20 protein-coding genes and 1 pseudogene are annotated in these 25,775 nt (G+C 38.3%); 16 read left to right on the forward strand and 5 right to left on the reverse strand.

All coding sequences use genetic code 11. The annotated features are described in order from the left end of the window. Window positions 1–76 precede the first annotated feature (76 nt). From BTR25_RS12190 to BTR25_RS12220, 7 genes are all read left to right on the forward strand, one after another. A complete protein-coding gene (locus tag BTR25_RS12190; protein WP_075688334.1) occupies window positions 77–268 on the forward strand; it encodes a YbxH family protein in 192 nt (63 codons plus the stop codon). A 76-nt stretch (window positions 269–344) separates the two neighbouring features. Further along, window positions 345–2,921, forward strand: a complete 2,577-nt coding sequence (locus BTR25_RS12195) for a DEAD/DEAH box helicase (protein WP_075688335.1) — start codon at window positions 345–347, stop codon at window positions 2,919–2,921. A 140-nt stretch (window positions 2,922–3,061) separates the two neighbouring features. Further along, entirely contained in the window at window positions 3,062–4,420 is a 1,359-nt protein-coding gene (locus BTR25_RS12200) for a 3' terminal RNA ribose 2'-O-methyltransferase Hen1 (protein ID WP_254842694.1), read from the forward strand. Continuing rightward, complete coding sequence (locus BTR25_RS12205) at window positions 4,417–7,017, forward strand: polynucleotide kinase-phosphatase (protein WP_075688336.1); 2,601 nt, start codon at window positions 4,417–4,419, stop codon at window positions 7,015–7,017. Before BTR25_RS12200 ends, BTR25_RS12205 begins: the two co-directional genes overlap by 4 nt. 60 nt (window positions 7,018–7,077) lie before the next feature. Then, window positions 7,078–8,370: a LysM peptidoglycan-binding domain-containing protein gene (locus tag BTR25_RS12210; protein WP_368482988.1), complete on the forward strand. Its 1,293-nt coding sequence runs from the start codon at window positions 7,078–7,080 to the stop codon at window positions 8,368–8,370. Window positions 8,371–8,423: 53 nt separating this feature from the next. Beyond that, complete coding sequence (gene dacB, locus BTR25_RS12215) at window positions 8,424–9,881, forward strand: D-alanyl-D-alanine carboxypeptidase/D-alanyl-D-alanine endopeptidase (RefSeq protein ID WP_483295253.1); 1,458 nt, start codon at window positions 8,424–8,426, stop codon at window positions 9,879–9,881. A 253-nt stretch (window positions 9,882–10,134) separates the two neighbouring features. Then, window positions 10,135–10,356 carry a hypothetical protein gene (locus BTR25_RS12220; RefSeq protein WP_075688338.1) on the forward strand — a complete coding sequence of 74 codons (222 nt, stop codon included), beginning with the start codon at window positions 10,135–10,137 and terminating at the stop codon, window positions 10,354–10,356. A gap of 44 nt (window positions 10,357–10,400) precedes the next feature. Here BTR25_RS12220 and BTR25_RS12225 read toward each other — a convergent pair whose 3' ends face one another. The 4 genes from BTR25_RS12225 to BTR25_RS12240 all read right to left on the reverse strand — a co-directional run bounded on the left by BTR25_RS12225 (window position 10,401) and on the right by BTR25_RS12240 (window position 14,598). Beyond that, the gene (locus tag BTR25_RS12225; protein WP_075688339.1) at window positions 10,401–11,141 is read right to left on the reverse strand and encodes a hypothetical protein; all 741 of its coding nucleotides are present in this window, start codon (window positions 11,139–11,141) and stop codon (window positions 10,401–10,403) included. A gap of 101 nt (window positions 11,142–11,242) precedes the next feature. Beyond that, complete coding sequence (locus tag BTR25_RS12230; protein WP_254842695.1) at window positions 11,243–11,662, reverse strand: acyl-CoA thioesterase; 420 nt, start codon at window positions 11,660–11,662, stop codon at window positions 11,243–11,245. Window positions 11,663–11,849: 187 nt separating this feature from the next. Further along, window positions 11,850–13,754, reverse strand: coding sequence for a glycosyl hydrolase family 18 protein (locus tag BTR25_RS12235; RefSeq protein WP_075688340.1), 1,905 nt, complete (start codon window positions 13,752–13,754; stop codon window positions 11,850–11,852). Between the two features lie 79 nt (window positions 13,755–13,833). After that, window positions 13,834–14,598 (reverse strand): CPBP family intramembrane glutamic endopeptidase, encoded by a 765-nt coding sequence (locus tag BTR25_RS12240; protein WP_139311228.1) that lies wholly within the window; start codon window positions 14,596–14,598, stop codon window positions 13,834–13,836. A gap of 470 nt (window positions 14,599–15,068) precedes the next feature. Between BTR25_RS12240 and BTR25_RS12245 the strand changes: the two genes are divergently transcribed. From BTR25_RS12245 to cls, 5 genes and pseudogenes are all read left to right on the forward strand, one after another. Further along, complete coding sequence (locus tag BTR25_RS12245) at window positions 15,069–15,626, forward strand: tyrosine-type recombinase/integrase (RefSeq protein WP_075688342.1); 558 nt, start codon at window positions 15,069–15,071, stop codon at window positions 15,624–15,626. Window positions 15,627–15,643: 17 nt separating this feature from the next. Next, window positions 15,644–17,164, forward strand: a complete 1,521-nt coding sequence (locus BTR25_RS12250) for a potassium/proton antiporter (RefSeq protein WP_075688343.1) — start codon at window positions 15,644–15,646, stop codon at window positions 17,162–17,164. 130 nt (window positions 17,165–17,294) lie between these two features. Continuing rightward, a complete protein-coding gene (locus BTR25_RS12255) occupies window positions 17,295–17,939 on the forward strand; it encodes an SDR family oxidoreductase (protein ID WP_075688344.1) in 645 nt (214 codons plus the stop codon). A gap of 116 nt (window positions 17,940–18,055) precedes the next feature. Beyond that, a pseudogene (locus BTR25_RS12260) lies at window positions 18,056–19,612 on the forward strand (catalase); the annotation flags it as partial. A 138-nt stretch (window positions 19,613–19,750) separates the two neighbouring features. Continuing rightward, window positions 19,751–21,199, forward strand: coding sequence for a cardiolipin synthase (cls, locus tag BTR25_RS12265; RefSeq protein ID WP_075688346.1), 1,449 nt, complete (start codon window positions 19,751–19,753; stop codon window positions 21,197–21,199). A 281-nt stretch (window positions 21,200–21,480) separates the two neighbouring features. Here the strand turns inward: cls and BTR25_RS12270 are convergent, their stop codons facing one another. Beyond that, complete coding sequence (locus BTR25_RS12270) at window positions 21,481–21,759, reverse strand: hypothetical protein (protein ID WP_075688347.1); 279 nt, start codon at window positions 21,757–21,759, stop codon at window positions 21,481–21,483. 331 nt (window positions 21,760–22,090) lie between these two features. Between BTR25_RS12270 and BTR25_RS12275 the strand changes: the two genes are divergently transcribed. From BTR25_RS12275 to BTR25_RS12290, 4 genes are all read left to right on the forward strand, one after another. Then, window positions 22,091–22,642, forward strand: coding sequence for a 5' nucleotidase, NT5C type (locus tag BTR25_RS12275; protein ID WP_075688348.1), 552 nt, complete (start codon window positions 22,091–22,093; stop codon window positions 22,640–22,642). Further along, the gene (locus BTR25_RS12280; protein ID WP_075688349.1) at window positions 22,642–23,571 is read left to right on the forward strand and encodes an NAD(P)/FAD-dependent oxidoreductase; all 930 of its coding nucleotides are present in this window, start codon (window positions 22,642–22,644) and stop codon (window positions 23,569–23,571) included. Before BTR25_RS12275 ends, BTR25_RS12280 begins: the two co-directional genes overlap by 1 nt. 126 nt (window positions 23,572–23,697) lie before the next feature. Beyond that, window positions 23,698–24,936, forward strand: coding sequence for a Zn-dependent hydrolase (locus BTR25_RS12285; protein WP_075688350.1), 1,239 nt, complete (start codon window positions 23,698–23,700; stop codon window positions 24,934–24,936). Between the two features lie 125 nt (window positions 24,937–25,061). Continuing rightward, a complete protein-coding gene (locus BTR25_RS12290) occupies window positions 25,062–25,733 on the forward strand; it encodes a BsuPI-related putative proteinase inhibitor (RefSeq protein ID WP_075688351.1) in 672 nt (223 codons plus the stop codon). Window positions 25,734–25,775: the final 42 nt, after the last annotated feature.

Consider the following 25,775-nt stretch of genomic DNA (forward strand, 5'->3'; position numbering starts at 1 on the left):
ACCAGAAAGCTTGGTTTCCTGGGTTAATCAAAGTATTTCTGCTTATACTAAAAAAAACAAAAAAAGGGGACTCATTATGGGAGCAATTGAGCGGAACGGATATCGGTTTGTACCTGAATTCAGCGTGATTCAGCAAAATGGGGCTATTCATGTTTATAATAGAGAAGAATTTCTCGAAGAAATCCAGTTTCGGTTTTCTGGTAAGTTTCCAGAACTAGACCAAATCGAAGAATTGGTAGACCAATACTGCGAAAAGAATAATATTTAAGCGGGACCGAATGTTTATTCGGTTTCTTGTTTTTTGTTATAATAAAATTAACAATAAATAGAAAAGGAGGGAAATTGTGAATAAATTAACAGCCATCTATCCCTTAGCTGTAGAACATACACAAAATAAGGTCTATGAAGACATTGATCGTTTTTTTGAAGGTATGGAAACTCTCCCATCCTTCCAAGAATATCTTTCTGAACGCAGGCATTATTTTGAACAAATTTGGATCAATGTTTGGTTAAATAAATCGACAAATGATGTACCCAAAAATGAGAAAAAGCTATTTTTAAGTGAAAAAGGATTTGAAGTACACGGTATCGACCGCAAATTGATTAATAAACTCTTCCGTGATGAAATGCGAGTTTATCAGCCTTTTGACGTTTTGGATTGGCTAATGGAAAGATTTGAGGGGAAGGATGCTTTGTGGGAAGAAAGATATCACAAGGCAAAAGCAATTTTTATAAAAAGAGAAGAACAAACGCGCCTTGAAGAAGGAAAAATGAAGATGAGAAAGAAAATTGATCATGCGGCCAACCGTATGATTGAAGAAAACTACGGACTATTATATTTATCTGTCAGACATTTTGTGGCGAAACAATTGGCCTCAGATATCAAGAATAATGTGAAATTCCAAAATATCGATACGTTTGCACTTGAAGAAAAATTAGTTGAGCAGGGTCAATTTAATCCCTCTTCCTATACAACAGTGGGGAAATTTTTTGAAGAATTAACAGGTGATATTCATAAGACTCTTCAATGGGGCAGAAATTATTTCGAATACAAGACATACTTTTTCGTATATGAGGGGTTGATTGCAGATTATATTTCAGAACTGATTCCTCAACATGTGTTAGAAAACCTTTCAGCGAAATGGAAAGAAGAGTTTTTAAATAGTTTCAATGAGCCATTAACAGCTTCCTTTGTGAAGGGCAGCATCGATCAGCTTCTTTATGAAGTGGAAGGATATTTTATTGAGGATATACAGGATGAATATTTGAGCGATTTGTTAAAAATTGCTGAACTTCCATTTGACCCGCAAGTTCATCATGATATTTTTGAACGGGATTTGGCGGAAAGGGAACGGAAAAAAGCAGAGGAAGAGGCTGAGCTGCAAAGGAAAAGAGCAGAAGAAGCTCGGATGATGGATGATATCTTTGGTCAGGAATACAGGCCAGGAGTCGAGCGGCAAGTCCGCTATGTCCTTCATATAGGCGAAACCAATACGGGTAAAACCTTTCATGCGTTAGAACGAATGAAAGAAGCAAGGAGTGGTTTATACCTCGCACCACTCCGATTATTAGCACTTGAGGTTTATGATAAGTTAAATTATGAGGGTACTCTCTGCTCATTAAAAACGGGTGAAGAAGAAAAAATCGTTGAAAATGCAAATCATATCTCCTGCACGGTTGAAATGTTTCATGAGAAAGAAACCTATGATGTGATCGTGATTGACGAGGCCCAGATGATAACCGATAAAGACCGCGGCTTTTCCTGGTATAAGGCCATTACAAAAGCAAATGCACATGAGGTACATATTATCGGCAGCAGAAATTCAAAGCCCATGCTGCTCCAGCTTTTAGGGGAGTCAGATATTGAAATTCATGAGTATAGCCGTGATACGCCACTCGAGGTCGAATCAAAAGAATTTCATATTAAACATGCAAAACGAGGGGATGCCTTAATCTGCTTTTCGAGACGTCGAGTACTTGAAACAGCTTCCCGGCTTCAAAGTGATGGCCATTCGGTTAGTATGATTTATGGCAGTATGCCTCCTGAAACGAGGAAGAAACAAATTCAGCAGTTTAACGAAGGAAAAACAAAGGTCATCGTTGCAACGGATGCGATTGGGATGGGCTTAAATCTCCCAATTCGCAGGATTGTGTTCTTAGAGAATGAAAAATTTGACGGCACGAGAAGAAGGCTGTTAACTTCCCAGGAGGTAAAACAAATTGCAGGACGTGCAGGCCGAAAAGGAATTTATGATATCGGGAAAGTAGCGTTCACTAAAGATATTAAAATGATGAAGCGTTTGTTAATACAGGAGGATGAGCCTGTTCATACATTTGCGATTGCTCCGACCAATTCAGTGTTTGAACGCTTTCAACGCTATTATCGTGATTTAGGTACATTCTTCGAGCTTTGGGGAAAATTTGATAGCCCTCCAGGAACCAAAAAAGCATCACTGGCCGAGGAACGGACACTTTATAATGTAATTGCGGGAACAGAAATTGAGGCGCGATTGCCACTAATGGATCTTTATGGATTTTTGCATCTTCCTTTTTCTAAAAATGAACAATCACTGATTAGGCAATGGGAAGATACGATGTATGCGATTATACAAGGAAATCCTCTCCCAGAGCCACCATATAAGGAACGAAGTTTGGAAGATCTTGAATTAGCATATAAAGCGATCGGTTTACATCTGCTCTTTTTATATCGCTTAGGAGAAAGAACGGAAGCCGCATATTGGGAGCGGCTACGTGAGGAAATGAGTGACAAGGTCCAAGACAAATTAAAAACAGACATCAAAAAATTCGTCAAAAAATGCAAAAACTGTGGAAAGAACCTTCCGTGGGATCACTCGTTTCCAACCTGCGAAGCCTGCCATAATGCAAAGTATAGAAGATCCCGCTATGCTGATGATTTTTAACGGTAGTCATGGGGACGGTTCTTCTGCTTCTTTCGTTTAGCTAAACGAAAGAAGCGCAAGAACCGTCCCTGTGATTTTTTAATAACTATTTTTGTGTCATGATAATAGGTATGTGTAATTATTCTTCAGAGGAAAGTGATGTGCAAAAAAAGATGCAGTTATCATTAACCGTAAGGGGTTCCGGTGCAGAGATGGTTTCTTATCTGATCGCGAAAAATCCGGATAATTTGTATGATCGGAATGAGAAAGATTTTAAGGTACGCCTCTTTTACCCTGTTTTTACGAAAGAAGAAGTACAGTTTGTTATTTACGTAAAGCCGGATCCAATTGATTTAGTCCGAAATTCAGCTGATTCCTATGATATTACCCATTACATAAATGACCGCGAGTTTGCTGTCAGCAGCCTTTTTATCACCACCATTCGCAAGGCTCTTGGCACTGCTTTGAATGGAAAGCCTGATGAAGCTTATGTAGAGTGGGTTAACCATCCATTTGAAATGGAGCTGGCGTTTGGGCCAGTGTCAACCGATTTACGTGACCATGAACTTGTTGAGTTGTTTGAACCAATGGACTACAAAGTTACAATACAACGCGGTGAAAGTAACATCCGTGATAAAAGCACAGCTCGGTTTGTAACGATATTTGGCAGACAAACGGTTCAGAACGCTTTAAAGCATGTTTCTATTCTAGTTCCGGTAATCGATAATTATAAGCATTATTTCTTAGATGAAAGAGAAGTTGAAAAGCTGGAACGCTACGGCGAGGGTTGGTTGGAGAGCCATCCATTAAAGCAGATGATTGTTAAGCGTGCCCTAAGGTTTAATGCGTTAATATCTCAATCTAAATATTATGAAAAAAGACAGACTAACTACAGCCAGAAAGAGAGCCCGAGGATTCGCTTAAATGACCTTCGTTACGAGGCAATCCTTGAATTGATTCGCACTTTACCGGAAAAAGACTCAATCGTGGACCTTGGCGCTGGGGAAGGAAAACTCTCAGTCCAATTGGGTTTTTTAAAAGGAGTAACAGAAATTTTGTCCATTGAGCCTTCTAATAAAGCTCGAATCAAGGCAATCGAACGATTTGAGCAAGTAAATGCAAAAGAAGGATATGTAGAACCACAATCATTAGCTGGGTCATTGTTTTATTTTGACAGCCGCTTGCAAAACAAAGATATTATCATCTTGTGTGAAGTGATTGAACACATTGATGAGGATAGGCTGCCTAAAATCTTTGATACGATACTGAATGATTACCGTCCAAAGACGCTTATAGTGACTACGCCCAACCAGGAATACAATGTGCTCTATGAAATGGAAGAAAATATGCGTCATGATGATCACCGTTTTGAATGGACAAGAGCTGAATTTGTTCAAAAAGTAAAAGAGTGGACCTTGAATTCTCCTTATCAAATCAGCATTCAAGGGATTGGGGAGGAGCATCCGGCATACGGACATCCAACACAAATGGCCATTTTCAGAAGGGAGGAGGGAAGATGACAACAATCCATTTACCACATGCCGGAATTATCTTGCTTGTAGGACCTAGTAATACGGGTAAAACAACCCTATTAAATCAATTAATCGAAGAAAATCAGATTCTCACTTCTGAATTGGTCAGTTCTGACCAATTCCGTATTCTTGTAAGCGATATTGAGTTTATTAGCTGGAACGGGCGTCCAAAAGACGAAAGTGATGCACTTTTTGATGAATATCAACAAATATCCAATGCCGCATTTGATGCGATGGATTATGTCATTGCAAAACGAAGCAAACTCAATAAATTAACCTTTATTGATGCTACCCATTTACGAGAAGAAGAACATGAAAAATATCTGCAAATGGGCAAAAAATACCATGTGCCCGTAATTGCAATGGTTTTAAATATTTCAGAAACAGAATTAATGAGACGAGACAACGAGCGGGCTTTTCCTCGGGGCCGAAATCGAATTAAACAGCAGTATCAACATTTTAAAAATACCCTCCGCTTCATTAAAAAGAAACCTTATCGCCGTGTCTACATGCTTGGGGAGGAAGAGCTGCAAGTCCTAAATATCAACCGTCTTGATAACCCATTGACCATTGATGTGGGTAACGGAATCGATTTGATCGGAGACATACACGGCTGCTATGATGAATTTCTTGAGATCCTGAACAAACTTGGTTATCAGGAAAACGAGGAGGGGTATTATATTCATCCGGAGGGAAGAAAAATCCTTTCGCTAGGAGATGTTCTGAGCCGAGGACCAAGGTCAATAGACACGTTACAATTTTTCCAAAAGCACGTTGCAGCAGGTTATGCCTATATGATTGATAGTAATCACGGCTGGAAAATTGCCCGCTGGCTTGATGGAAAAAATGTTACGTTGGCACATGGTGATGAAAATGTAGCCGCAGAATTTGAAGATTTCAAGCGCCAGTACGGTCGTGAAGAAACGGAAAAGGTAAAGGCGCAAATCAAAGAGTTGCTTTTAGAAGCAAAATCCCATTATATTATTCAAAAGAATGGTGTGAATGCTGTGGTAGCCGTTCATGCTGGAATAAAGGATCACTATATCGGCAAGCAGTCGCCCCGCATTTCTGATTTTTGTCGGTACGGAGATCACGGGGGACTTGATGAACATGGGAAGCCAATCAGAAAAGATTGGTCAGTTTCTCATCAAACAAGTGAACTCATTCTTTGGGGGCATGATCCAAAACCACAGCCATTATTGGTGAATAACACTTTAAATATTGATCAAGGTGTCGTATTCGGAGGCAGTTTAACCGCTTATCGTTATCCGGAAAGACATTTTGTCGCGGTCAAGGCAAAGCAGGATTATGCGAATGTGCCTGACAATCCATTAAAGGAATGGGAACTGAAGAGGCTCTCAGCTCCAAATATAAGAAAGTTCTTGAACGGATATTCGGTATTAACGGAACCTTACGGAGAAATTATGATTTATGATGATGGTGTTAAGCCAGCTCTGGACGACTTATCACATTATACGCTGCCGCTTGAGGAAATTGTCTATCTTCCGCCAACGATGAGTCCAACGCCGAAACCTTCGCGATTAGATGGGTATCTCGAGCACCCGATGGAAGCCTTTGAATATTACCAAGCTAATGGTGTAGATACAATGGTGGTTGAAAAGAAACATATGGGCAGCCGGGGAATATTATTTTTATTTAAAAATAAGGAAATTGCCAAGGATTATGTTGGCAGAGAAACCTTGGGTACCATATATACCCGGACAGGCAGGGCCTTTTTCAATAAAGAACTAGAAGAACAAATTGTTACACTCCTGAATGAGGACTTAGTGAAAAGTGGTTATTTCGAAATGTATAACACAGATTTTGTGCTGCTTGATGCGGAAATTCTTCCTTGGAATCTTAAAGCAAAAGACCTAATAGTCAATCAATATGCACATGTTGGTGAAATGGCCTTACTTGACCGCGAAAAGTTACATGCATCCCTTCAAACAGCTCTTGAAAGCGGAAAAGATGTTGCGGGTTGGATTAAAGAAGTGGATACAGGAATGGAAAACGCTAATGTGTTCAATAAAGTGTATCAGAAATATTGCTGGGACACAGAAGGATTTGAAGGAATCCAAATTGCACCCTTCCATACATTGGCACACAGCACGGAAACCTTTTTTGACAAGCCACATACGTGGCATATGGAAAAAAACAAAGAATTCAGCAGAATTTCAGGGTTGTTTGTGGAAACAGACTACCGGGTGGTTAATGATGAAGAGTCCATGAAAGCGGCCATTAAATGGTGGGAAGAAATGACCGAAGAGGGTCATGAAGGATTTGTTGTCAAACCGGAATCGTTTGTTACACGACACAAAGGGAAACTCCTTCAGCCAGCAATAAAAGTGAGGGGTCGTAAGTATTTGCATATCATTTATGGAATCGATTATTTGCTGCCTGAAAATCTGTCTAGGTTAAAGAAACGAAATGCTGGCAAGAAACAGCGAAATGCATTAAAGGAATTCTCTCTCGGTGTAGAGGCTGTTAATCGATTTATACGAAGAGAATCCTTAGAACGTGTTCATGAGTGTGTGTTAGGCATACTCGCTTTAGAAGCTGAACCAATTGATCCTCGGTTGTAGGCAGGAAAAACGAACTGGTTTCACTAGTTCGTTTTTTCATATTCCAAGAGAAATGTCCATATGATGATGGTAAAGGAGTGTGAGATGATGGGCATTCATGTGGTTCGTTCTGGAGAAAGTTTGTGGGCAATTTCTAGTCGATATGGTACCCCCATTCAATCAATCATTGAACTAAATGCTTTGCCACCAACAAGTTCCCTTGTTCCTGGACTCGCGCTGTACATACCAGACAACCAATTAGCAATTCGCTCCTACCGAATCAAGCAAGGTGATCATATATGGAAACTAGCCCAGCAGTTTCGTGTGGACATCTCAGTGATACTTGGAGCAAATCCTGGGATCGACCCGAACCAGCTTTTCATAGGGCAGATAATTAACATCCCATCACCGGTTAAATTAGACATAGCGACACTAGGGTTTATTGTGCCATCAGGCGACAGCCGCATCCTTGCAATTCTCGATACACTCGCCGATCAACTAACGTATCTAGCGGTCGTAGCCTATTCATTTACAGCTGAAGGCTATGCCTATAACGAGATAGAAGATTCAGCGATAGTGGAGCGGAGTAAACAGTTAAATATCACTCCCTTATTAATGATTCGTAATTTTACCGGAGTGGATTTTAGTGCGGAGCTGGCAGGTCAGGTGCTTGGAAACCCGGAATTCCGCAGAAATTTGGTAGAAAGTATGGTCAATTTAACAAGGCAAAGAGGTTACGGAGGAGTTAGTATCGATTTTGAATTTATACCCCCGCCTCGACGCAATGATTTTAATCTATTTTTAAGAGAATTAAAGAATGCATTAGGAGAGTTGATTTTGCATGTTAATGTCCATGCAAAAACGGAAGATATTCCAACGAATCGGATCATTGGGGCATATGATTACGCCGCGATTGGAAGTGTCGCAGACATTGTTGCGGTCATGACAATTGACTATGGATACCCGGGCGGCCCGCCAGATCCGGTTTCTCCTATTTGGTGGATGGAGCAGGTTGTTCAATATTCCATCACCCAAATCAATCCTCGTAAACTACAAATTGCGATGCCGCTTTATGGCTATGACAAGGTCGTTGGGACAAATGCCACTCGTGCATTGGCAATAGCAACTGCCCAAAACCAAGCCATTTCTATAGGATCTCCCATCCAATTTGACCTACCTTCGATGTCGCCATGGTATCGGCATTGGAGTACTGGCGTAGAGCATGTTGTTTGGTATGAAGACATTAGAAGTTTTATAGAAAAATATCGTTTAATTGATCGTTATCAACTGTTAGGGGCAACATTCTGGCAAATTAGCCTGGCAGCACCGCAGAATTGGAATTATTTGAGTAAAAATAGTAGTGTGATGAAATAAGGTTGTCTTTTTTGGGATAGACTTTATGAAAAAAGAGAAAGTTGGAACTGGTTTTGCTGAAAAGATTGAATGTGATATTTCTGATACTACTGCTTGCTGCTTCCATTCCACAAACACATCCCGTATATGCAGTAGATCATTGGGCACAGCAGCTGACTCAACTGTTAAACGAAGATCCCGATTTACAAGGAGCCATTGCCGGAGTCAGTGTCCGTAATGCTGCAACTGGAGAAGTGATTTATGATCATTTTGGAAATATCCGTCTCCGGCCAGCATCGAACATGAAGCTGTTGACGGCTGCGGCCGCTTTATCTGTCTTAGGGGAAGATTACGCCTTTAAAACAGAAGTACTCACGGATGGGAAAGTGAAGAAGAAGATCCTTAATGGGAACCTTTATTTAAAAGGAAAGGGAGACCCGACTCTTTTAAAAGAAGACTTCGATAAAATGGCTGCAGAATTGAAAAACCTTGGTATAAAAAAAATAAACGGAGATTTAATCGGCGATGATACGTGGTATGATGATGTCCGCTATTCTACTGACTTATCCTGGAGTGACGAACAAGCCTATTATGGCGCACAAATCTCAGCATTGACTGCGTCCCCAACAAGTGATTTTGATTCAGGGTCGGTGATGATTGACATCTTGCCGGGCAAACATAGGGGAGAAAAAGCAGAGGTGAACGTTACCCCTGCAACTGATTATGTAAAAATCGTCAATCGAACGGAAACTGTTCTAGAGGATGGCAAAAAACAGCTTACCATTGAACGCGAACATGCAACGAACACGATTACAATTAGCGGAACGTTACCAGTTAAGTCAAAGACGCAAAAGGAATGGATCGGTGTTTGGGAACCGACCCGCTATGCATTAGCGCTTTTTAAGCAATCACTTGTTGAACAAGGTATTGAAGTGACAGGAAAAACGAAAACAGCGATAACTCCTAAAGAAGCTCATGTTTTACATACGCGCCAATCCATTCCGTTATCTGAGCTGCTTGTTCCATTCATGAAGCTAAGCAATAACGGCCATGCCGAAACCTTAGTGAAAGAAATGGGGAGGGTAGTCAAGGACGAAGGAAGTTGGGAAAAGGGTCTTGAAGTAATGGAGGAGGAGTTATCTAAGCTAGGCATTAATACATCTACCTTAGTACTAAGGGATGGATCAGGGATCTCACATGTGAATTTAATCCCTGCAACACAAATTTCTCAACTGTTATTTTCAATACAGGATGAAAGTTGGTTTCAACCATATTTAAACTCTCTGCCGATTGCAGGTTCTAGTGAAAAAATGACTGGGGGGACATTAAGAAATCGAATGAAAAATCCGCTGCTTAATGATACTATTAGGGCAAAAACCGGAACCATTTCAACCGTCAGTTCTTTATCAGGATACGTGAAAACAAATAGTGGACAAACACTTATTTTTTCAATAATGTTGAACAATTTACTTGATGACCGTAAAGGGAAGAAGATTGAGGATAAAATTGTTCAGATATTAGTAAATTCCTAAAGAATCCCTTATCCAGGGATTCTTTACATTATGCGGGCTTTGAAGTTGCCTTTAATCAGGTACATGATGCCATGAGAGATATTGTTCAATAATGATGAAAGATTTGTAGTTTTTCCAATATATTTACTCGGCCAAATTATGCCCTTACGATCGCTTTGTAATATTATTATGTAAACTAATATAAATAATTTTATATAACCCGGAAAAACTATCAAAGTATGTCCTAATTGTAAGGGTGAAAGGGTGACGATTTTTGAAAAATTTCCGGTTCTTGATCCAAGACCAATTTGAAGCCAATAATATTGCCAATGATTTGCGTGTCCAAATGTATATCAACCGWTTCCATGATGTGAACATTGTAGCGGTCAATCAACGGAATGAAGTCATTGTCCAGGTGCATGAGGCAAATGAAAATGTCGAAGAGACTTTAGAAAGTTTCATGAGAGATTATCAATCCGGTGTTATTTTGGAGTAAGTGGTTAAAACATGGAGCATACCAAAATGGTATGCTCCCCTTGTTTATGGCATTTGATCGAAATCAAAATCACTTAATTGATCCATATGACTGGCAATCATGGCAATAATCGTGCTAGCCTCTTCTTTACTAAAGATAAAATGAGATTCATCTTTTATTAATTCATCATCGGTTGTCCAGATTCGATTTACTCGTCTTAGAACACCATCACCAGTCTCTTCCACAACACCAAATTGATAGGTGACTTCCACTTCGTCTTCATGTTTAAAGGCAGTAACCTCTGGTGTTGACCATTCGACATCAATCTCTTCAAAAATATCGCCGCTATCCACACCTTCGACCTCATAGTACTCTACACCATCGTTATCATCCACCATATCCATCATAGGGTCAGCTTCATCATAAACATCATCATCTTCAGAAGTTAGATAAACGCCATCATCGGTGTAGTGATCATCGTCGTTCATGTAATCATGTAGACTTTCGTGGACTTCGTGAATAATTTCTTCTATGTCCGAAAGGATGATCTTCGCGGTATGTCCAGTATCGACATCGAATGTATCGATATAAAATTCTTCATTTTGTGGATCAAAGAATACTGTACAGAAATAGTCGCGGTCAAGTTCTTCCGTATCCATATCTGCTGTTTCAACAAAAAATTCAATCCTTGGGTGTTTCGCAGCTCTTTCAATAGACATTTGACCGACCTGATCATATTCTTCACAAATAGATTCGAGGTGATCCTGCAGCTCTCCACATACCCTGTCAAACCATTCTAATGACATGTTACATCCCATCCTTTCATCTTAATCGTGGTTATTATCTCCAAACTTTTAATAGAATATGTTTTGAAAACAAATAAATCCACATCTGCTCAGATGTGGATTTATTGGTATTCACACTCAAAGTTTTCAATCTGCTCTCGGACAAAATGGGGAACTGGTGTTGATTTTTTCGTATTATGGTCAACACTCACATAAATAATTTCAGCAAGTAGAATCGGTTCAATTTGTTCCTCTTTCGTGATAAGAAATTTCATAGTCATACTCTTATTTCCTACATGTTCCATTCGGCACCAAATGGTAAGCCAATCGTTTAAATAGGCTGGATTTTTGTATTCAAGTGTTGACTTTGCTAATACAAAGTCAAACTCACTATCAGAGTTTAGGTGCAACACTTTCTCGAAATACTCCGAAACAGCCACATCAATGTATGTTAAGTAATGTGCATTAAAAACAATCTTTTGCCCGTCTATTTCAGAGTAGCGTACCTTTAGCCGGTGTGAGAACCGAAACTCTTCTATCATATTGTTTTTCCCCTCTCCAAACTTCCTTTATATCTTACACATCTTTATTACTAATTCCATTTTATTATCGGGAACTCCTTTTCAAACCAAAAAACAACAGATTTTTATCAATCCGATAGTAGAAGATATAAAAAAATAATGCAACAAAAATAGCCATGATGAACTCATGGCCTTTAGTGGATGTACTCTAACGAACCCATACACCATCTTGGTTTAGTTTATAACCGTTGATTGTTGTATTTGATGCCATTTCACCACTCGTGTAGAAAAAGTACCATTTCCCGTTAATCTCTTTCCAACCCGTAGCCATTGATCCATTGTGATGTAAATAATTTTTTTTACCGCCAGTCAATAGCCACCCGGTCTTCATTGCACCGCTGTTCTCTAAAAAATACCAAACGCCGGCATCTTTAACCCATCCGGTTTTCATTGCTCCGCTATTTTCTAAGTAATACCATTTACCGCCAGTTAGAATCCATCCTGTAGCCATAATGCCATTGTTCTTTAAAAAATACCATTTTCCTCCGTCAAGTAGCCAGCCAGTTTTCAGTTTCCCGGATAATTCATAATAGACCCAATCTGTACCTTGTTTTACCCATCCAGTGATTTCTGGAGTGGTAAGGTCAGCATTTTTAGGTGGTAACGTGGTAGTTGGAGGTACCAAATAGAGTACTTGTCCAATTAAAATTTTATCAGAAAGTAAATTATTGTATTCCATAAGTTGTTTAATGGTTAAATTGTTCATAACAGCAATCTTTGTTAAAGTGTCCCCAGACTGAACAGTATGGGTGGGATAATTATTATTGTCTAGAATGTTTTCAGTAGTAGGTGGATGCTGAGGTGCGTTGTCATGGGTAAGCATCCAAGTCTTATAGTCAGTCCAAACGGTTGGATTTTCTTGTCCTAGGCTCCAGCTTCCCGTTCCCTTTAAATTATATTTATGTACTAAATCAATCTTAGCTTTTATGGACTGACTATTTTCAAACCAAATGGTATACGTACCAGGTCCTAATGTTTTACCTCCAATTATCATCGATTGATCGGTGTTTTTTATTGTAATCGTCGCTTTGGGTGATTTTGTAGCTTCATCAAAGGTAACTGTTCCACCGTAACGAGATAACATTTCATCAACTCTAGTGTTAGAAATACCATCTCCACCATTTGAATCGCCATTTTTCCAGTAGCGGCCATAAAAGGGGATCCCTAATACGATTTTTTCCGATGGAACTCCTTGTGCTATAGCGTATTGAATCGAACGTTCTACCCAAGGGTGGCTTGCTACTGGTCCTTCAAGGCTTCCAGGAAAGCTTTCGTCGTAAGCCATAATCATAATATAATTAGAGTATTTTGCTAATTCAACATAGTCATACGATCCATGCCATCCCTTTGACCATGCATTAGGATTAGCAGCGACCGCTACAGAAACTTCCTTATGATTTGGCAGCTTTGCTCTTAGGAGTTTTACTAGGTCTGTGTAATGATCCCTGTCACTCTCGGATACATTTTCGATATCTACTTGAACACCATCTAGATTATTCTTCATAATAAAATCTGCTATTTGCTGGGATAGTAATTCCCGATTTTTTAATCCTGCTCTACCAACCTCTCTGTCCCAGTGGTTACTTAAAAAGGGAACAACTTTTATATTTCTTTTATGCATTTCATTAACGAAAGCAGGGTCAAATTGTTTTGTGATGCTTAAGGACCCATCCACGTTAATGTCAAAGTAACTTGGTGATACAAGGTTTAAATTTCCTTTTGTTCGGTCTATTTGTGAGATATAGGATGAAGTGGTACCAAAATATAAATAAGACATATTAAACTGTGCCTCATGAGCATATGTTTTTCTGTAATCAAAGTTACCTAATAATATTGAACCAGACATTACAATTACAGAAGCCATTTTGACGTTAGGCAGGTTCTTTTGGACATACTCAATGGCAGAGGTTTTTAAAGCCTTTGGTTTAACAGCTCTTAACAGTTCTCCAAACTCTACGCCAAATTCTTCTTGTAAGGGATTAATATGAAGGATAACTTTATAACTTCCGTCCTCAAGTTTTACTTCATGCCGTGTAAATAAATTTACATCCATGATTCTCCCTCCTTGAGCCTTAGTATGGAGTAGTGGTAGGGAAGTCATGTACAGAAATATGAAGAAATATTCCTAATACTTAAGCCGAGAAAGGTAATTTGTTATTATTTTGATTTGTGTTTTTGTGGTAAAATTTCATCCCTATCAAAAGGAAAAGGAACATAATCGCAGGTATTAGGTAGTGACTAATGGCACCAATTGTTGTTGTTTGGTTGACAGACTCCTTAACGATCATAATGGAAGTGCCTGGGTTCCCAACCATTCCAAAAAAGAGGCCGTAGGCTACGTTCAATCCATAGTGAATGCCTGTATTAGCCCAAATGGAGCCTGTCTTATAGAAGGCATAGGTGAGGGAGAGGCCTAGAATAACTGAAAACAGTAAATTACTTAAGCTAAAGCCTGCATACCAATAATCGTCAAGTGCATAAATGAAAATACTGATTGTAAATACCCAGCCAATAGGCAGTTTATCTTGTAAGAAACTAATAACATAGCCTCTGAAAATTAAATCGTTAATAAATGACCCCATAAAGAATCCAACTAAAATGATTAACAGAGGCATCAAAATTTCTGATGACTTTCTGATCCCGACCCATTCTAAATCACCACTTAAAAATTGGATTCCGTACATTAGAAGCCAAAAAAGGAAACCAATACAAAAACTTAAGAAGAAGTTTTTTAACCAGCCTCTGTGAAAGACAAGTCCTATCCCCTTTAAACCACCGAGACCTACCCATTTTGTAACGAAAAAGGCGAGTGGAAAAAAAGCCAGCAAACCTGCAAATTGAAGGAAAGGATTTTTTAGAAGAGAAGGGATAAAGACAAAATACAAATCTAGAATCAACAACCCAACTAGTGCTTTAAAAAATGTAAATATAGTAACACCTCCATGTTTGTATTAACAATTAACTAGTTAATTTTATCATTTTTAGGTAAATTCAACCATTTCAGCGGAAAAAATTATTGTTGTTTTTTGAGTGTTTTTATTTGGAATTAACAATGGGCACCCTATTACCACCATTAAATGTTAAGGAGCATCATAAATGTCATTAAGCTTTAATAGTGAACTAGTTTATTTTACTGCATTTGGATTGGGTACGGGTGCATGCATTTTTCTACTTATGTATAGCTGGAAATTTGGAAAATTCCTTTTTACTGGGGATTGTTCATATAGGTGTTTTTTTGAACTGTTTTAAACACATGATCCTAATGGTTCATGTGTTTTTAATTTTTAGACAATAATTAAAGCATACGATTAAAATGTTACATAAATATGTGATATAATATATTATGTAACATATTGGATGGTGACTTATGAAAACTGTTGATGCAATTACAGATAAAAAGCAATTACTTTCAATAAAAACATACCTACAAAATCGCTCAGCACGGGATTATTGTTTGTTTTTACTTGGTATAAATACAGGAATTAGAATACATGATTTACTTCACCTATATGTAAAAGACATTATGACTGAATCTGGTGATACTCGTCAGTACCTCTCTCACTCTGCCCTAGTGGACCCTCCTATTTACCTTAACAAAGAGGTTCGCCAAACTATCCAGTCGTATATTTTGCAAGGATCACTTCAATATGACGACTTCCTGTTTAAGTCTAGAAAGCGATCTGAACCAATTACACGGCAGCAAGCTTATCGGATTATCAATGAAGCAGCAAAACAGGCAGGTATAGAGGGATCTATTGGTACCCATACCTTAAGAAAAACTTTTGGTTATCATGCCTACACAAAAGGGATAGCTATTTCCCTTATCCAAAAAAGACTCCAACAGTCAAATCCATCTGAAACACGCCAATATATTGGTGTGCCTGCTAATAAATCTATTCTTATTAAACTAGATGTAAATTTATAAAAAAGGAGTTGAAAAATATGTTCGAGGATATTTTACACACAGATACCTTTATTTTGCTAACAGCTATTTTATTTATTATTGGTGTTCTTTCTACTAAGTTTTCGGCACGTATGGGGCTCCCTGCCCTCGTTCTCTTTATGCTGGTAGGAATGATTATGGGAAGCGATATCCTAGGTATTATTTATTTTGATAATGCGAGTACAGCTCAATTAATTGGGGTTTTTGCCCTTATCGTGATCCTTTTCGAAGGTGGACTGCAAACAAAATGGAAGACACTTCGTCCTGTTATTATACCTTCACTTTCTTTAGCAACTGTCGGGGTCTTATTAACTTCAGGAATTGTAGCGGTTGCTGGCAAGTTTATTCTAGATTTAGGATGGCTCGAGGCAATTCTTTTCGGTGCTATTGTTGGGTCAACAGATGCAGCAGCTGTATTCGCAGTGTTAAAAGGTCAAAATATTAAAGAAAAGATCGGGACTACATTAGAGGCTGAATCAGGATCAAATGATCCGATGGCTGTCTTTTTAACGGTTGCAATGATTGAGTTGATAACCCTCCCAGATGCAAGTGTTCTAAAGTTAATCGGATCTTTTTTCATCCAGATGGGACTAGGGTTGATCCTTGGTTTTCTTTTTGGAAAATTATCCGTTGCGGCATTAAATCGAATTAATCTCGATTCTAGTGGTCTATATCCAATATTCGCAATTGCCTTTGCATTACTCACGTACGGAGTGACCGCCTTTCTGCAGGGAAGCGGACTGCTTGCAGTATATGTGTTAGCCATTATGATTGGAAATGCAGAAATTGCCTATCGCCAATCTGTATTCCGTTTTTCAGAAGGTTTCGCTTGGATGATGCAAATCTTAATGTTCGTAATTTTAGGCCTACTCGTTTTTCCTTCTGATTTATTTAGGTGGGATATTATTATTAAAGGTGTGGTGATTTCAGCTATCTTAATGCTCATTGCTAGGCCGATTGCTGTCTTTATTTCTACTCTTAAAATGAATTACTCAAATAAGGAAGTGGCATTTCTTTCCTGGGCTGGGTTAAAAGGTGCGGTTCCCATTGTTTTGGCGACTTTTCCAATGCTTGCAAATGTGGAAAACAGTCAGCTAATATTCAATGTTGTTTTCTTTGTTGTCCTAACTAGCTGTTTAATACAAGGAGCAACCATTACTCCATTAGCTGTAAAACTTGGATTAACGGGTCCTAAGAAATCAACGCCCATGCATTCGCTTGAACTTGTTACACTCGGTAAGGTAAACACAGAAATGATTGAGTATGAAATGGAAGAGGATGCCGCAATTATAGGAAAGACTTTACTTGACATTCCCTTTCCAGAAGGTGCAATTGTCAATGCTATCATCCGAAACAATCAGCTGATTACTCCGACAGGAACTACGGTTATCCAAAAAGGGGACTTTCTTTATATCCTTGCTGCTAAACAGAGCAAACCACTATTGAAAAAGCTTCTTACAGATAAGAAAAATGAATTTTTTCAAAGTATAGATGAACTTGCTTCTTCAAAAACTGAATGAACATAAAACCTCTCGAATTTAAACTGAGTTCGAGAGGTTTTTTATGTATGGTTTACTAATTCTACGTCAATAAGGATAATAATCTGAAATTTAGTCGAGTTATCAAGAAGAATTCAAAGGAGTTTAAGGTATGAATGTTTTTGTCGTAGGAGCAAATGGAAGAATTGGTAAGCTGTTAGTAGACCTATTAAGAGAAAGTAGTGAGCACACAGTTAAAGCAATGGTTCGATTGGAAGAACAAGCAGAGGTATTTAGGAGTTTAGAGGTTGACGTTTCGGTAGCCTGCTTAGAAAACAGTGTTGAAGACATTGCTCAAGCAGCCAGGGGAAGCGATGCTATTGTGTTTACAGCAGGATCGGGAGCCCAAACTGGATATGATAAGACCTTATTAATTGATTTAGATGGTGCTGTTAAGACCATCGAAGCAGCAGAAATGGTGGGGATTAAAAGATTTATTATGGTTAGCGCCATTCAGGCACATAGACGGGAACATTGGAATGAAAACATGCAACCATACTATGTTGCAAAATACTATGCGGACAAAATATTAGAACAAAGTGAATTAACCTATACGATTATTCGCCCTGGTGGTCTTAGGAATGAACCGGGGACTGGGAAAATAACCGCTTCAGAGGACATAAGGAGTGGATCCATTCCTAGAGAGGATGTAGCAAAAACGATTTTGCAGTCGTTAACTGAAGAAAATACCTATTACCGGTCCTTTGATCTAGTTGGTGGTAAAGTACTGATAAAGGAAGCACTTAAATTGATATAAAGGGCTGTAATTAGTAGAGAATATTCAGGGAAAATCGCTATAATAAGTCTTGAGCGCATATACCCTTCCTTTATGGAAATACTTACTAGAGTAAAAAAGGGGGGTAAAAAATGGTAAAAGGTGAAGATAAGAATAATCCTGAAGAGATCTTAACAAACCGCCAAGGGCATCCAGTAACAGATAATCAGAATGTACGAACCGTAGGTAGCCGTGGACCGACCACATTAGAGAACTATGACTTTTTAGAAAAAATCAGTCACTTTGATCGCGAAAAAATCCCAGAACGAATCGTTCATGCGCGTGGTGCTGGTGCGCATGGATATTTTGAGTCATTTGGAACCATAGATGGTGAGCCGATTTCTAAGTACACCCGAGCAAAGGTTTTTACAAATACAGAGAAACAAACGCCTGTGTTTGTTCGATTTTCAACAGTTGTTCACGGTGGCCACTCACCGGAAACACTCCGTGACCCTAGAGGTTTTGCGATTAAATTTTATACTGAAGACGGGAACTGGGATTTAGTCGGAAATAATTTAAAAATCTTCTTTATACGTGATCCGTTAAAGTTTCCTGACATGGTCCATTCATTCAGGCCAGATCCGGTCACAAATCTTACAGACCCTGAGAGGATGTTTGACTTTTTATGTCAACAGCCTGAATCCATGCATATGATTACTTTTGTCTTCTCACCATGGGGAATCCCGGCTAATTATCGTCAGATGCAGGGGTCAGGTGTGCATGCCTATAAATGGGTAAATGAAGAAGGGAAAGCGGTACTTGTAAAATATCACTGGGAACCAAAACAAGGGATTAAAAACCTAGCTCAAAAAGAAGCTGATGACTTGCAGGGCAAAAATTACAGTCATGCAACGCAGGACCTTTATGAAGCGATTGAACGTGGGGAATTTCCTGAGTGGGATCTTTATGTTCAAATTATGGAGGACGGAGAACATCCCGAATTGGACTATGATCCACTCGATCCAACAAAGCTCTGGTATAAAGAAGATGTCCCATGGCATAAAGTCGGTAGAATGGTATTAAATAAAAACCCAGAGAATTATTTTGCAGATGTTGAACAAGTTGCCTTTGGGACAGGTGTCCTTGTAGATGGTCTGGATTTTTCAGATGATAAATTATTACAGGGAAGAACCTTTTCATACTCTGACACCCAGCGATATCGAGTGGGTTCAAATTATCTGCAGCTTCCAATCAATCGCCCTAAAAAGCAGGTCGCAACGAACCAGGAAGGCGGTCAAATGGATTTCCGGGAGGATTATGGAAAGCAGAAAAATCCTCATGTGAATTATGAACCTTCATTGATTGGCGGATTAAAGGAAGCAAATAATCCTGGTCAAGAGCATCAGCCATTTATAGAAGGCAATCTTGTTAGAGAGAAAATCTTACGTGAGAATAATTTTGGCCAAGCGGGTGAAACTTACCGAAGGTTCACAGATTGGGAAAGAGAGGAACTAATCTCGAATCTCTCTGGTGCATTATCCTCTTGTCGAAAAGAAATTCAAGTTCGAATGATAGACATGCTTACACAATGTGACCCTGATTATGGTAGCAGAATTGCAGAAGGTATTAAAAAAGCTAGTGAATCTGTAACATCAAAAATGGAAGAAGCGGTACAGCAAGCAGAAGAACTGGGACGAGTATCTGATCCATATTAATGTGATAGGAGAGGCAGCTCTCCTATTTTTGTATGATGGGATATTTAATGGCTGTTATCTATAGGGGCATCAAAGAAGCCAAAGTTGAATATATGTACTATACTATAGATAGTGATTATTTTTTGGAGAGGGAATTTTATGAATATTATTTCTTTCCTGCTTAGTGTAATTTTAGTACTAAATATTATTTTGGCACTTATTGTTATTTTTCAGGAGCGAAGGGATGTTGGATCATCCTGGGCGTGGCTTTTGGTTCTCTTTTTTATCCCCATCCTAGGTTTTGTAATGTATTTGCTCTTAGGAAGGAACCTAAGCAGAAAACAACTGTTTCACTGGGATGACCTTAAGAAGACTGGTTTCGAGGATGTATTGAAAAATCAATTGTCTACACTTAAAGCGAATGAATTTCAGTTTCGAAACCGCCTTACCAGCGATAGCAGGGATTTAATTTATATGCATCTTAGTAACAATCAAGCCATCTTAACCGAAGACAATTCGATTGAACTTTTCACTGATGGGAAAGAGAAGTTTGCGCAGTTATTTAAAGATATTGAAAGCGCAAGAGATTTTATCCATATTCAATACTATATTATTAAAAACGATAATCTTGGAAAAAAACTGATAGAAACATTAACTTCAAAGGCGAAAGAAGGAGTTAAGGTCAGGGTGCTTTACGATGAACTTGGTTCTAGGGGACTACCGAAACGTCTATTTAAAGACTTTCGTGCAGCAGGAGGCAAAGTAGAGGTTTTCTTTCCTTCGAAGTTCCGCTTCATTAATTTAAGGATGAACTTCCGCAACCATCGGAAAATTGTTATTATAGATGGAAAAATTGGTTATGTTGGCGGCTTTAATGTGGGTGATGAATATCTAGGATTAAACCCTAAATTTGGCTACTGGAGAGACACTCATCTGCGAATTCAAGGTACGGCTGTTTATCCGCTCCAGGTCAGATTTATTCTAGATTGGAACCAGACTTCTGATCATGATGATGTTGATTATGTTCCCAACCTTTTTCCAGAGAATATAGCACATGGAAACATCGGAGTTCAAATTGTGACGAGTGGTCCAGATTCAGAATTTGAACAAATAAAAAATGGATATATAAAAATGATTATGTCAGCAAAAAAATCGATTTATATTCAAACCCCTTATTTTATCCCTGACAGCAGTTTATTAGATGCCCTCCGGATTGCCTGTTTATCTGGCGTAGATGTAAATATTATGATTCCTAATAAACCAGATCATCTGTTTGTATATTGGGCATCACTGTCACACATTGGAGAATTACTTAAAATCGGTGCAAAAGTATATATATATAATAATGGTTTTATTCATGCCAAAACGATTATTGTAGATGAAGAAATCGCCTCTGTAGGGACTGCAAATATCGATTATCGAAGTTTTAAACTTAATTTTGAAGTTAATGCGTTTCTATATGATGAAGAGATTTCACAAGAACTCACCAAGATTTTTAAAGAAGATATGCTGGTATCGAAATTATTAACCTTTGAAGAATATCAGCAAAGGTCCTTATGGGTACGTATGAAAGAATCAATCTCAAGACTTCTATCTCCGATTTTATAGACCAGGTTATTTCTAAGACAGCTCCTTTCCGTGGAGTTGTCTTTTTTTGTAAATTCAAGCTTATCCTGCCACTGGTGGAAGTTGAATTAGTAGGTAAGGTTGAGGAAAGGGTAATCCCTGGTCCAGGATCAGTATGGCAGCTGCGATCGACCAGGGAAAATTAGCATTAGAAAAAGCAGGTAAAGCACTAATGGTAGCTTTTGAAAAGAATAATATGTAAGCGTTTATATGAAAGGGCAGTGATCTAAAATTCTTCACTGCCCTTTTTCTATATTATCGAACTAAATCCACCAAGGTCTTCTGCGATCATCCCTGCGATCATCCCTGCGATCATCCCTACGATCATGATCTTTACGGTCATCATCTTCATCGAGAATGATTACCTTGTTTGCACGAATAATAACTTGGTCAACATCAAGTACTAGTTTTCTCCTGCTATCTCGATCGCTAACGCCTGCTACGTCGGTATCATCAAAACGATCGCGGTCCTTGTGGTCAAAACGATCGCTGACACCAGCAACATCCGAATCATCAAAACGATTGTGATTTCTTTTAGACAATATAATTCCTCCTTTCATTCATATGTTAAAATATGCCTGTATTAAAAAAGTGTTTGGACAAACATTTAGATATTTGAATTTTTCACAAAATTAAAATGATAATTTTTACAATACTTCTTCTACATTATCTAGTTTTGAGGGAATGCCCTCTTTGCGTAAGAACAGAGAAGAAGAAGTCACTTAAAGCCATTCTCGTGCCTACTTTGCCGAAGTAATGTAAAGCAAATTTAACCAAGAATAGTTACATTATGAAAAGTGTAGTAAAATTAGACCATCTTTAAACATAGAGATGAACATAGGGGAATGTATTTAAAGGGGAGAAGATTATTTAATGAAAACACTATTGATAGACATGGACTCTGTAATTTGTGATCTGATGTCCGAATGGCATAACCGTTATAATAGTGATTACAATGATAATTTAACAGTTGAACGGTTGAAATGCTGGTATTCCGAGAAATATGTACTTCCACAATGTGGAATAAAGATTTACGATTATCTTAAGGAACCTGGCCTCTTTTTAAGGTTAAAACCATTGCCGAATGCAATTGAGGTTTTGGAGAGATTACATAAAGAATATGATATTTTAATTGTAACAAGTAGTATAACTAGTGCGTTTGTAGAAAAAGAACATTGGATTGAAGAGCATTTGCCTTTCATTGGAAAGCACAATTTAATCTTTTCGCATCGTAAAGATATGATTGTGGGTGACTTATTGTTTGACGATGCTCCACACAATCTTATGCAATTCTCAAAAACGAATAGAACAGCTATAGCGATGGATTATCCATATAACCGAGAAGTAAAAGTTCCGAGAGTCAAGAATTGGCTGGAATTTGAAGCATTCTTAAAAAACAAGGAATGGCAGGGGAGCGGTGATTAGTGAATTATGTTGATGTAGTCATTATTGGTGGTGGACCTGGAGGAATCTCAACAGCAATCTGGTGTAAGAGGTTAGGGTTAAATCACCTGCTACTGGAGGGTAGAGAAGAATTAGGCGGACAGTTAACAAAAATACATAATGAAATTATTGACTATCCAGGAATTAAAGCAGAAAATGGCAATCAATTGAAAGATCGGTTTATTGAGCATTTTACCAACTTGGGCTGCAATCATTGGTTAGGTATAAAAGTGATATCCGTAGATGCTCCAAATAAAGAAATTATCTTACTCCAAGATGATAACAAGCTTAAAATTCAATACCGATATTTAGTCATTGCAACCGGGGCAGGGGAAAAACATCTTAATATACCAGGGGAAAAGGAAATGATCAATAGAGGTGAAAGTTATTCTGCCACAGCTGACCGCTACTTATTTAAAGATAAGACTGTAGCCATAGTTGGCGGGGGAGATCGTGCTTTTGAAGGTGCAATTCTTTTCGCACAAGCTGGAGCCAGCGTTTATTTAATTCATCGGACTAAAACTTTTAAGGCAAGAAGGCAGTATTTAAATTTGACCTTAAATAATGAAAAAATAAAAATATTGCCTGACACTCAACTGACCTCAATAGATGGGATAAATTCTGTGAAGGCAATAAATTTGAAGAACAGCCAAGGTAAAGTTTTTACCATAGAAGTTGATGCTGTATTAATACGGATTGGAATAAAGCCGAATACGGAGTTAGTACAGGGGATCGTTGATATAGATGTAGATGGGATTATTAAATCTAACCAGATTGGAGAAACAAGTAACCCTTCTATTTTTGCAGTAGGGGATATTTGTACAAAAGCCCCGCATTCAAGTATATCTGCATCAGTAGGACAGGGAGCGGTTGTTGCCAAACATCTAGCCTCATTAATAACAACAATATAACAATTTGGATTTATAAATAAATCACCGTAGATTAAAAGATAGAAGCAAGATCTATTTTCTACCATTCTTTTTTATTATTTTTTCTATGTTTAAAGCATAGGAATTGAGTAGAAAGGAGTGGGTATAATGGAGAAGCAAAAGTTATTAGTCAACAATGAAAGACTGAAGGATACACTTGAAACATTTGCTGACTTTGGACGTACAGAAAAAAATGGAGTAACCCGCTTATCTTTATCTGAAGAAGATCGTTTGGCAAGAGATTATTTTTGTGCTTGCTGTAAAGATTTAGGGATGGAAGTAAAGATTGATGATATGGGTAACATTTATGCTACTTTGGCGGGCATTGAAAACAAGCCGCCGATAGTCATTGGCTCCCATCTAGATACCGTAAAAAAAGGCGGTCGTTTTGATGGGGTATTGGGGGTACTAGCTGGTTTGGAAGTTGTAAGAACCCTAGTAGAAAATAAAATTATCCCAAGAATACCGCTAACCATTGTGAATTTTACCAATGAAGAGGGTGCTAGATTTGAACCATCGATGATGTCTTCAGGAGTTCTCTCAGGGAAATTTGATAAAACGACTATGCTCGATAAGACAGATATAAATGGAACTAGTTTTGGTGAGGCATTACAAGCAATCGGGTATGATGGAGATGTTGAATCTCGATTAAAGGAAGCTACTGCTTTTATTGAACTGCATGTGGAACAAGGTCCAATACTAGAAGCAGAATCAAGTTCTATTGGTGTTGTTGAATGTGTACTTGGAATGGTTTGTTACGAGATTGAAGTGGCTGGTGAGTCTGACCATGCAGGCACAACGCCGATGGGAATGAGAAAGGATGCCCTATTTGCAACAAACAACCTTATCGGTGAGGTGAGGAATAAGTTAGGTAATCTTGATCCTGATTTAGTTTTTACGATGGGGAGAATGCATGTTTTCCCTAACATTCATACAGTAATACCGAATAAAGTAGTTTTTTCCCTAGAAGCAAGACATAAGGACCCAGTGGTTATCCAAAGAGTTGAAGAAATCATTCAAGGGCTTAAGCAATTCCCTGCAAATGAGGGATGTACAATCAAAACAGAAAAACTATGGGATCGAAGTACCGTTTGGTTTAATCCGCAACTTATTAAGCAGCTAGAGGAGTCAACTAAGTCTTTAGGTTATTCCTATAAAAGAATGGTAAGTGGGGCAGGGCATGATGCTCAGTTCATTGCTAGTTATGTTCCATCAGCCATGATTTTTGTTCCTAGTATTAACGGTAAGAGTCATTGTGAGGAAGAACTTACTGAATGGGATGATTGTGCCAAAGGAGTAAATGTTATTTTAGAGACCGTTCTATCTATACAAGCACAGTTATCGTAACGAATTATGTGGTAAATTAAGTGGTATCTAGGTTGGAAAATTTGCGAATGTAGTGTAACTTCCTACCCCTTTTAATCGACTATAGGATTGAATAGACTATATTACAATTAAAAGGGGCAACCATTATGAAAAATAAAAAAGTGCTTTTTGTGATTAGTACAGTTTTAGTGGCAGGACTTTTAACAGGGTGCGGCACAGGTGAAAATACAAATGGCAGTACAGGTGGTACACAAACTGAAGAAAACATTGTTGCTAAGTTTCATCCCAGCATTGAAATAAAAGAAGAGAATGACACCGTAATGGTGAACTTTAAAGTTAAAAACACATCTGGAGAATTACAGAAGCTAACTTTTTCAACTGGCTTGAAGGTTGATTATATTATCTACGATGAAAACGGGAAAAAGGTGAAGCAATATTCTGAAGATGCAATGTCAACACAAGCTATAGAAGAAATTACATTGGAAGAGAACCAAGATATCGAAAATGGCTTTTCGATTTCTGATTTATACAATGGCCGCTTCACAATTGAGGTATTTTTAACAGCGCAGGAAGAGGATATAAAAGTAAGCACAGACTTAATAATTGAAAAATCTATTTATAATAAGGGAAAAGGACTACTTATCGGCCAAATTGACCCGCACACGATTGAATTGGATATTGATGGTGAAAAGGGTGCCTATCAACTAACTGAAGAAGCGATGGAACAATTAACTCTCTTAAATGAGGGAGATACAGTAGAGTTTATTTTTACTGAAAATGATATTCAAAAAACAATTGAAAAGTTTCTTACCGAATAGAAGCAAAAAAAAGGAGGGCACGCTGAAATTGCATGCACTTCC

The organism is Bacillus sp. MRMR6 (assembly GCF_001940785.1).
In the GTDB taxonomy this organism is placed as follows: domain Bacteria; phylum Bacillota; class Bacilli; order Bacillales; family Cytobacillaceae; genus Neobacillus.

Coding starts and splice junctions, on each gene's coding strand:
- BTR25_RS12190 (WP_075688334.1), top strand. CDS start 77: ATGGGAGCAATTGAGCGGAACGGATATCGGTTTGTACCTGAATTCAGC.
- BTR25_RS12205 (WP_075688336.1), top strand. CDS start 4,417: ATGACAACAATCCATTTACCACATGCCGGAATTATCTTGCTTGTAGGA.
- BTR25_RS12210 (WP_368482988.1), top strand. CDS start 7,078: ATGATGATGGTAAAGGAGTGTGAGATGATGGGCATTCATGTGGTTCGT.
- BTR25_RS12225 (WP_075688339.1), bottom strand. CDS start 11,141: ATGTCATTAGAATGGTTTGACAGGGTATGTGGAGAGCTGCAGGATCAC.
- BTR25_RS12230 (WP_254842695.1), bottom strand. CDS start 11,662: ATGATAGAAGAGTTTCGGTTCTCACACCGGCTAAAGGTACGCTACTCT.
- BTR25_RS12235 (WP_075688340.1), bottom strand. CDS start 13,754: ATGGATGTAAATTTATTTACACGGCATGAAGTAAAACTTGAGGACGGA.
- BTR25_RS12245 (WP_075688342.1), top strand. CDS start 15,069: ATGAAAACTGTTGATGCAATTACAGATAAAAAGCAATTACTTTCAATA.
- BTR25_RS12250 (WP_075688343.1), top strand. CDS start 15,644: ATGTTCGAGGATATTTTACACACAGATACCTTTATTTTGCTAACAGCT.
- BTR25_RS12255 (WP_075688344.1), top strand. CDS start 17,295: ATGAATGTTTTTGTCGTAGGAGCAAATGGAAGAATTGGTAAGCTGTTA.
- cls (WP_075688346.1), top strand. CDS start 19,751: ATGAATATTATTTCTTTCCTGCTTAGTGTAATTTTAGTACTAAATATT.
- BTR25_RS12275 (WP_075688348.1), top strand. CDS start 22,091: ATGAAAACACTATTGATAGACATGGACTCTGTAATTTGTGATCTGATG.
- BTR25_RS12285 (WP_075688350.1), top strand. CDS start 23,698: ATGGAGAAGCAAAAGTTATTAGTCAACAATGAAAGACTGAAGGATACA.
- BTR25_RS12290 (WP_075688351.1), top strand. CDS start 25,062: ATGAAAAATAAAAAAGTGCTTTTTGTGATTAGTACAGTTTTAGTGGCA.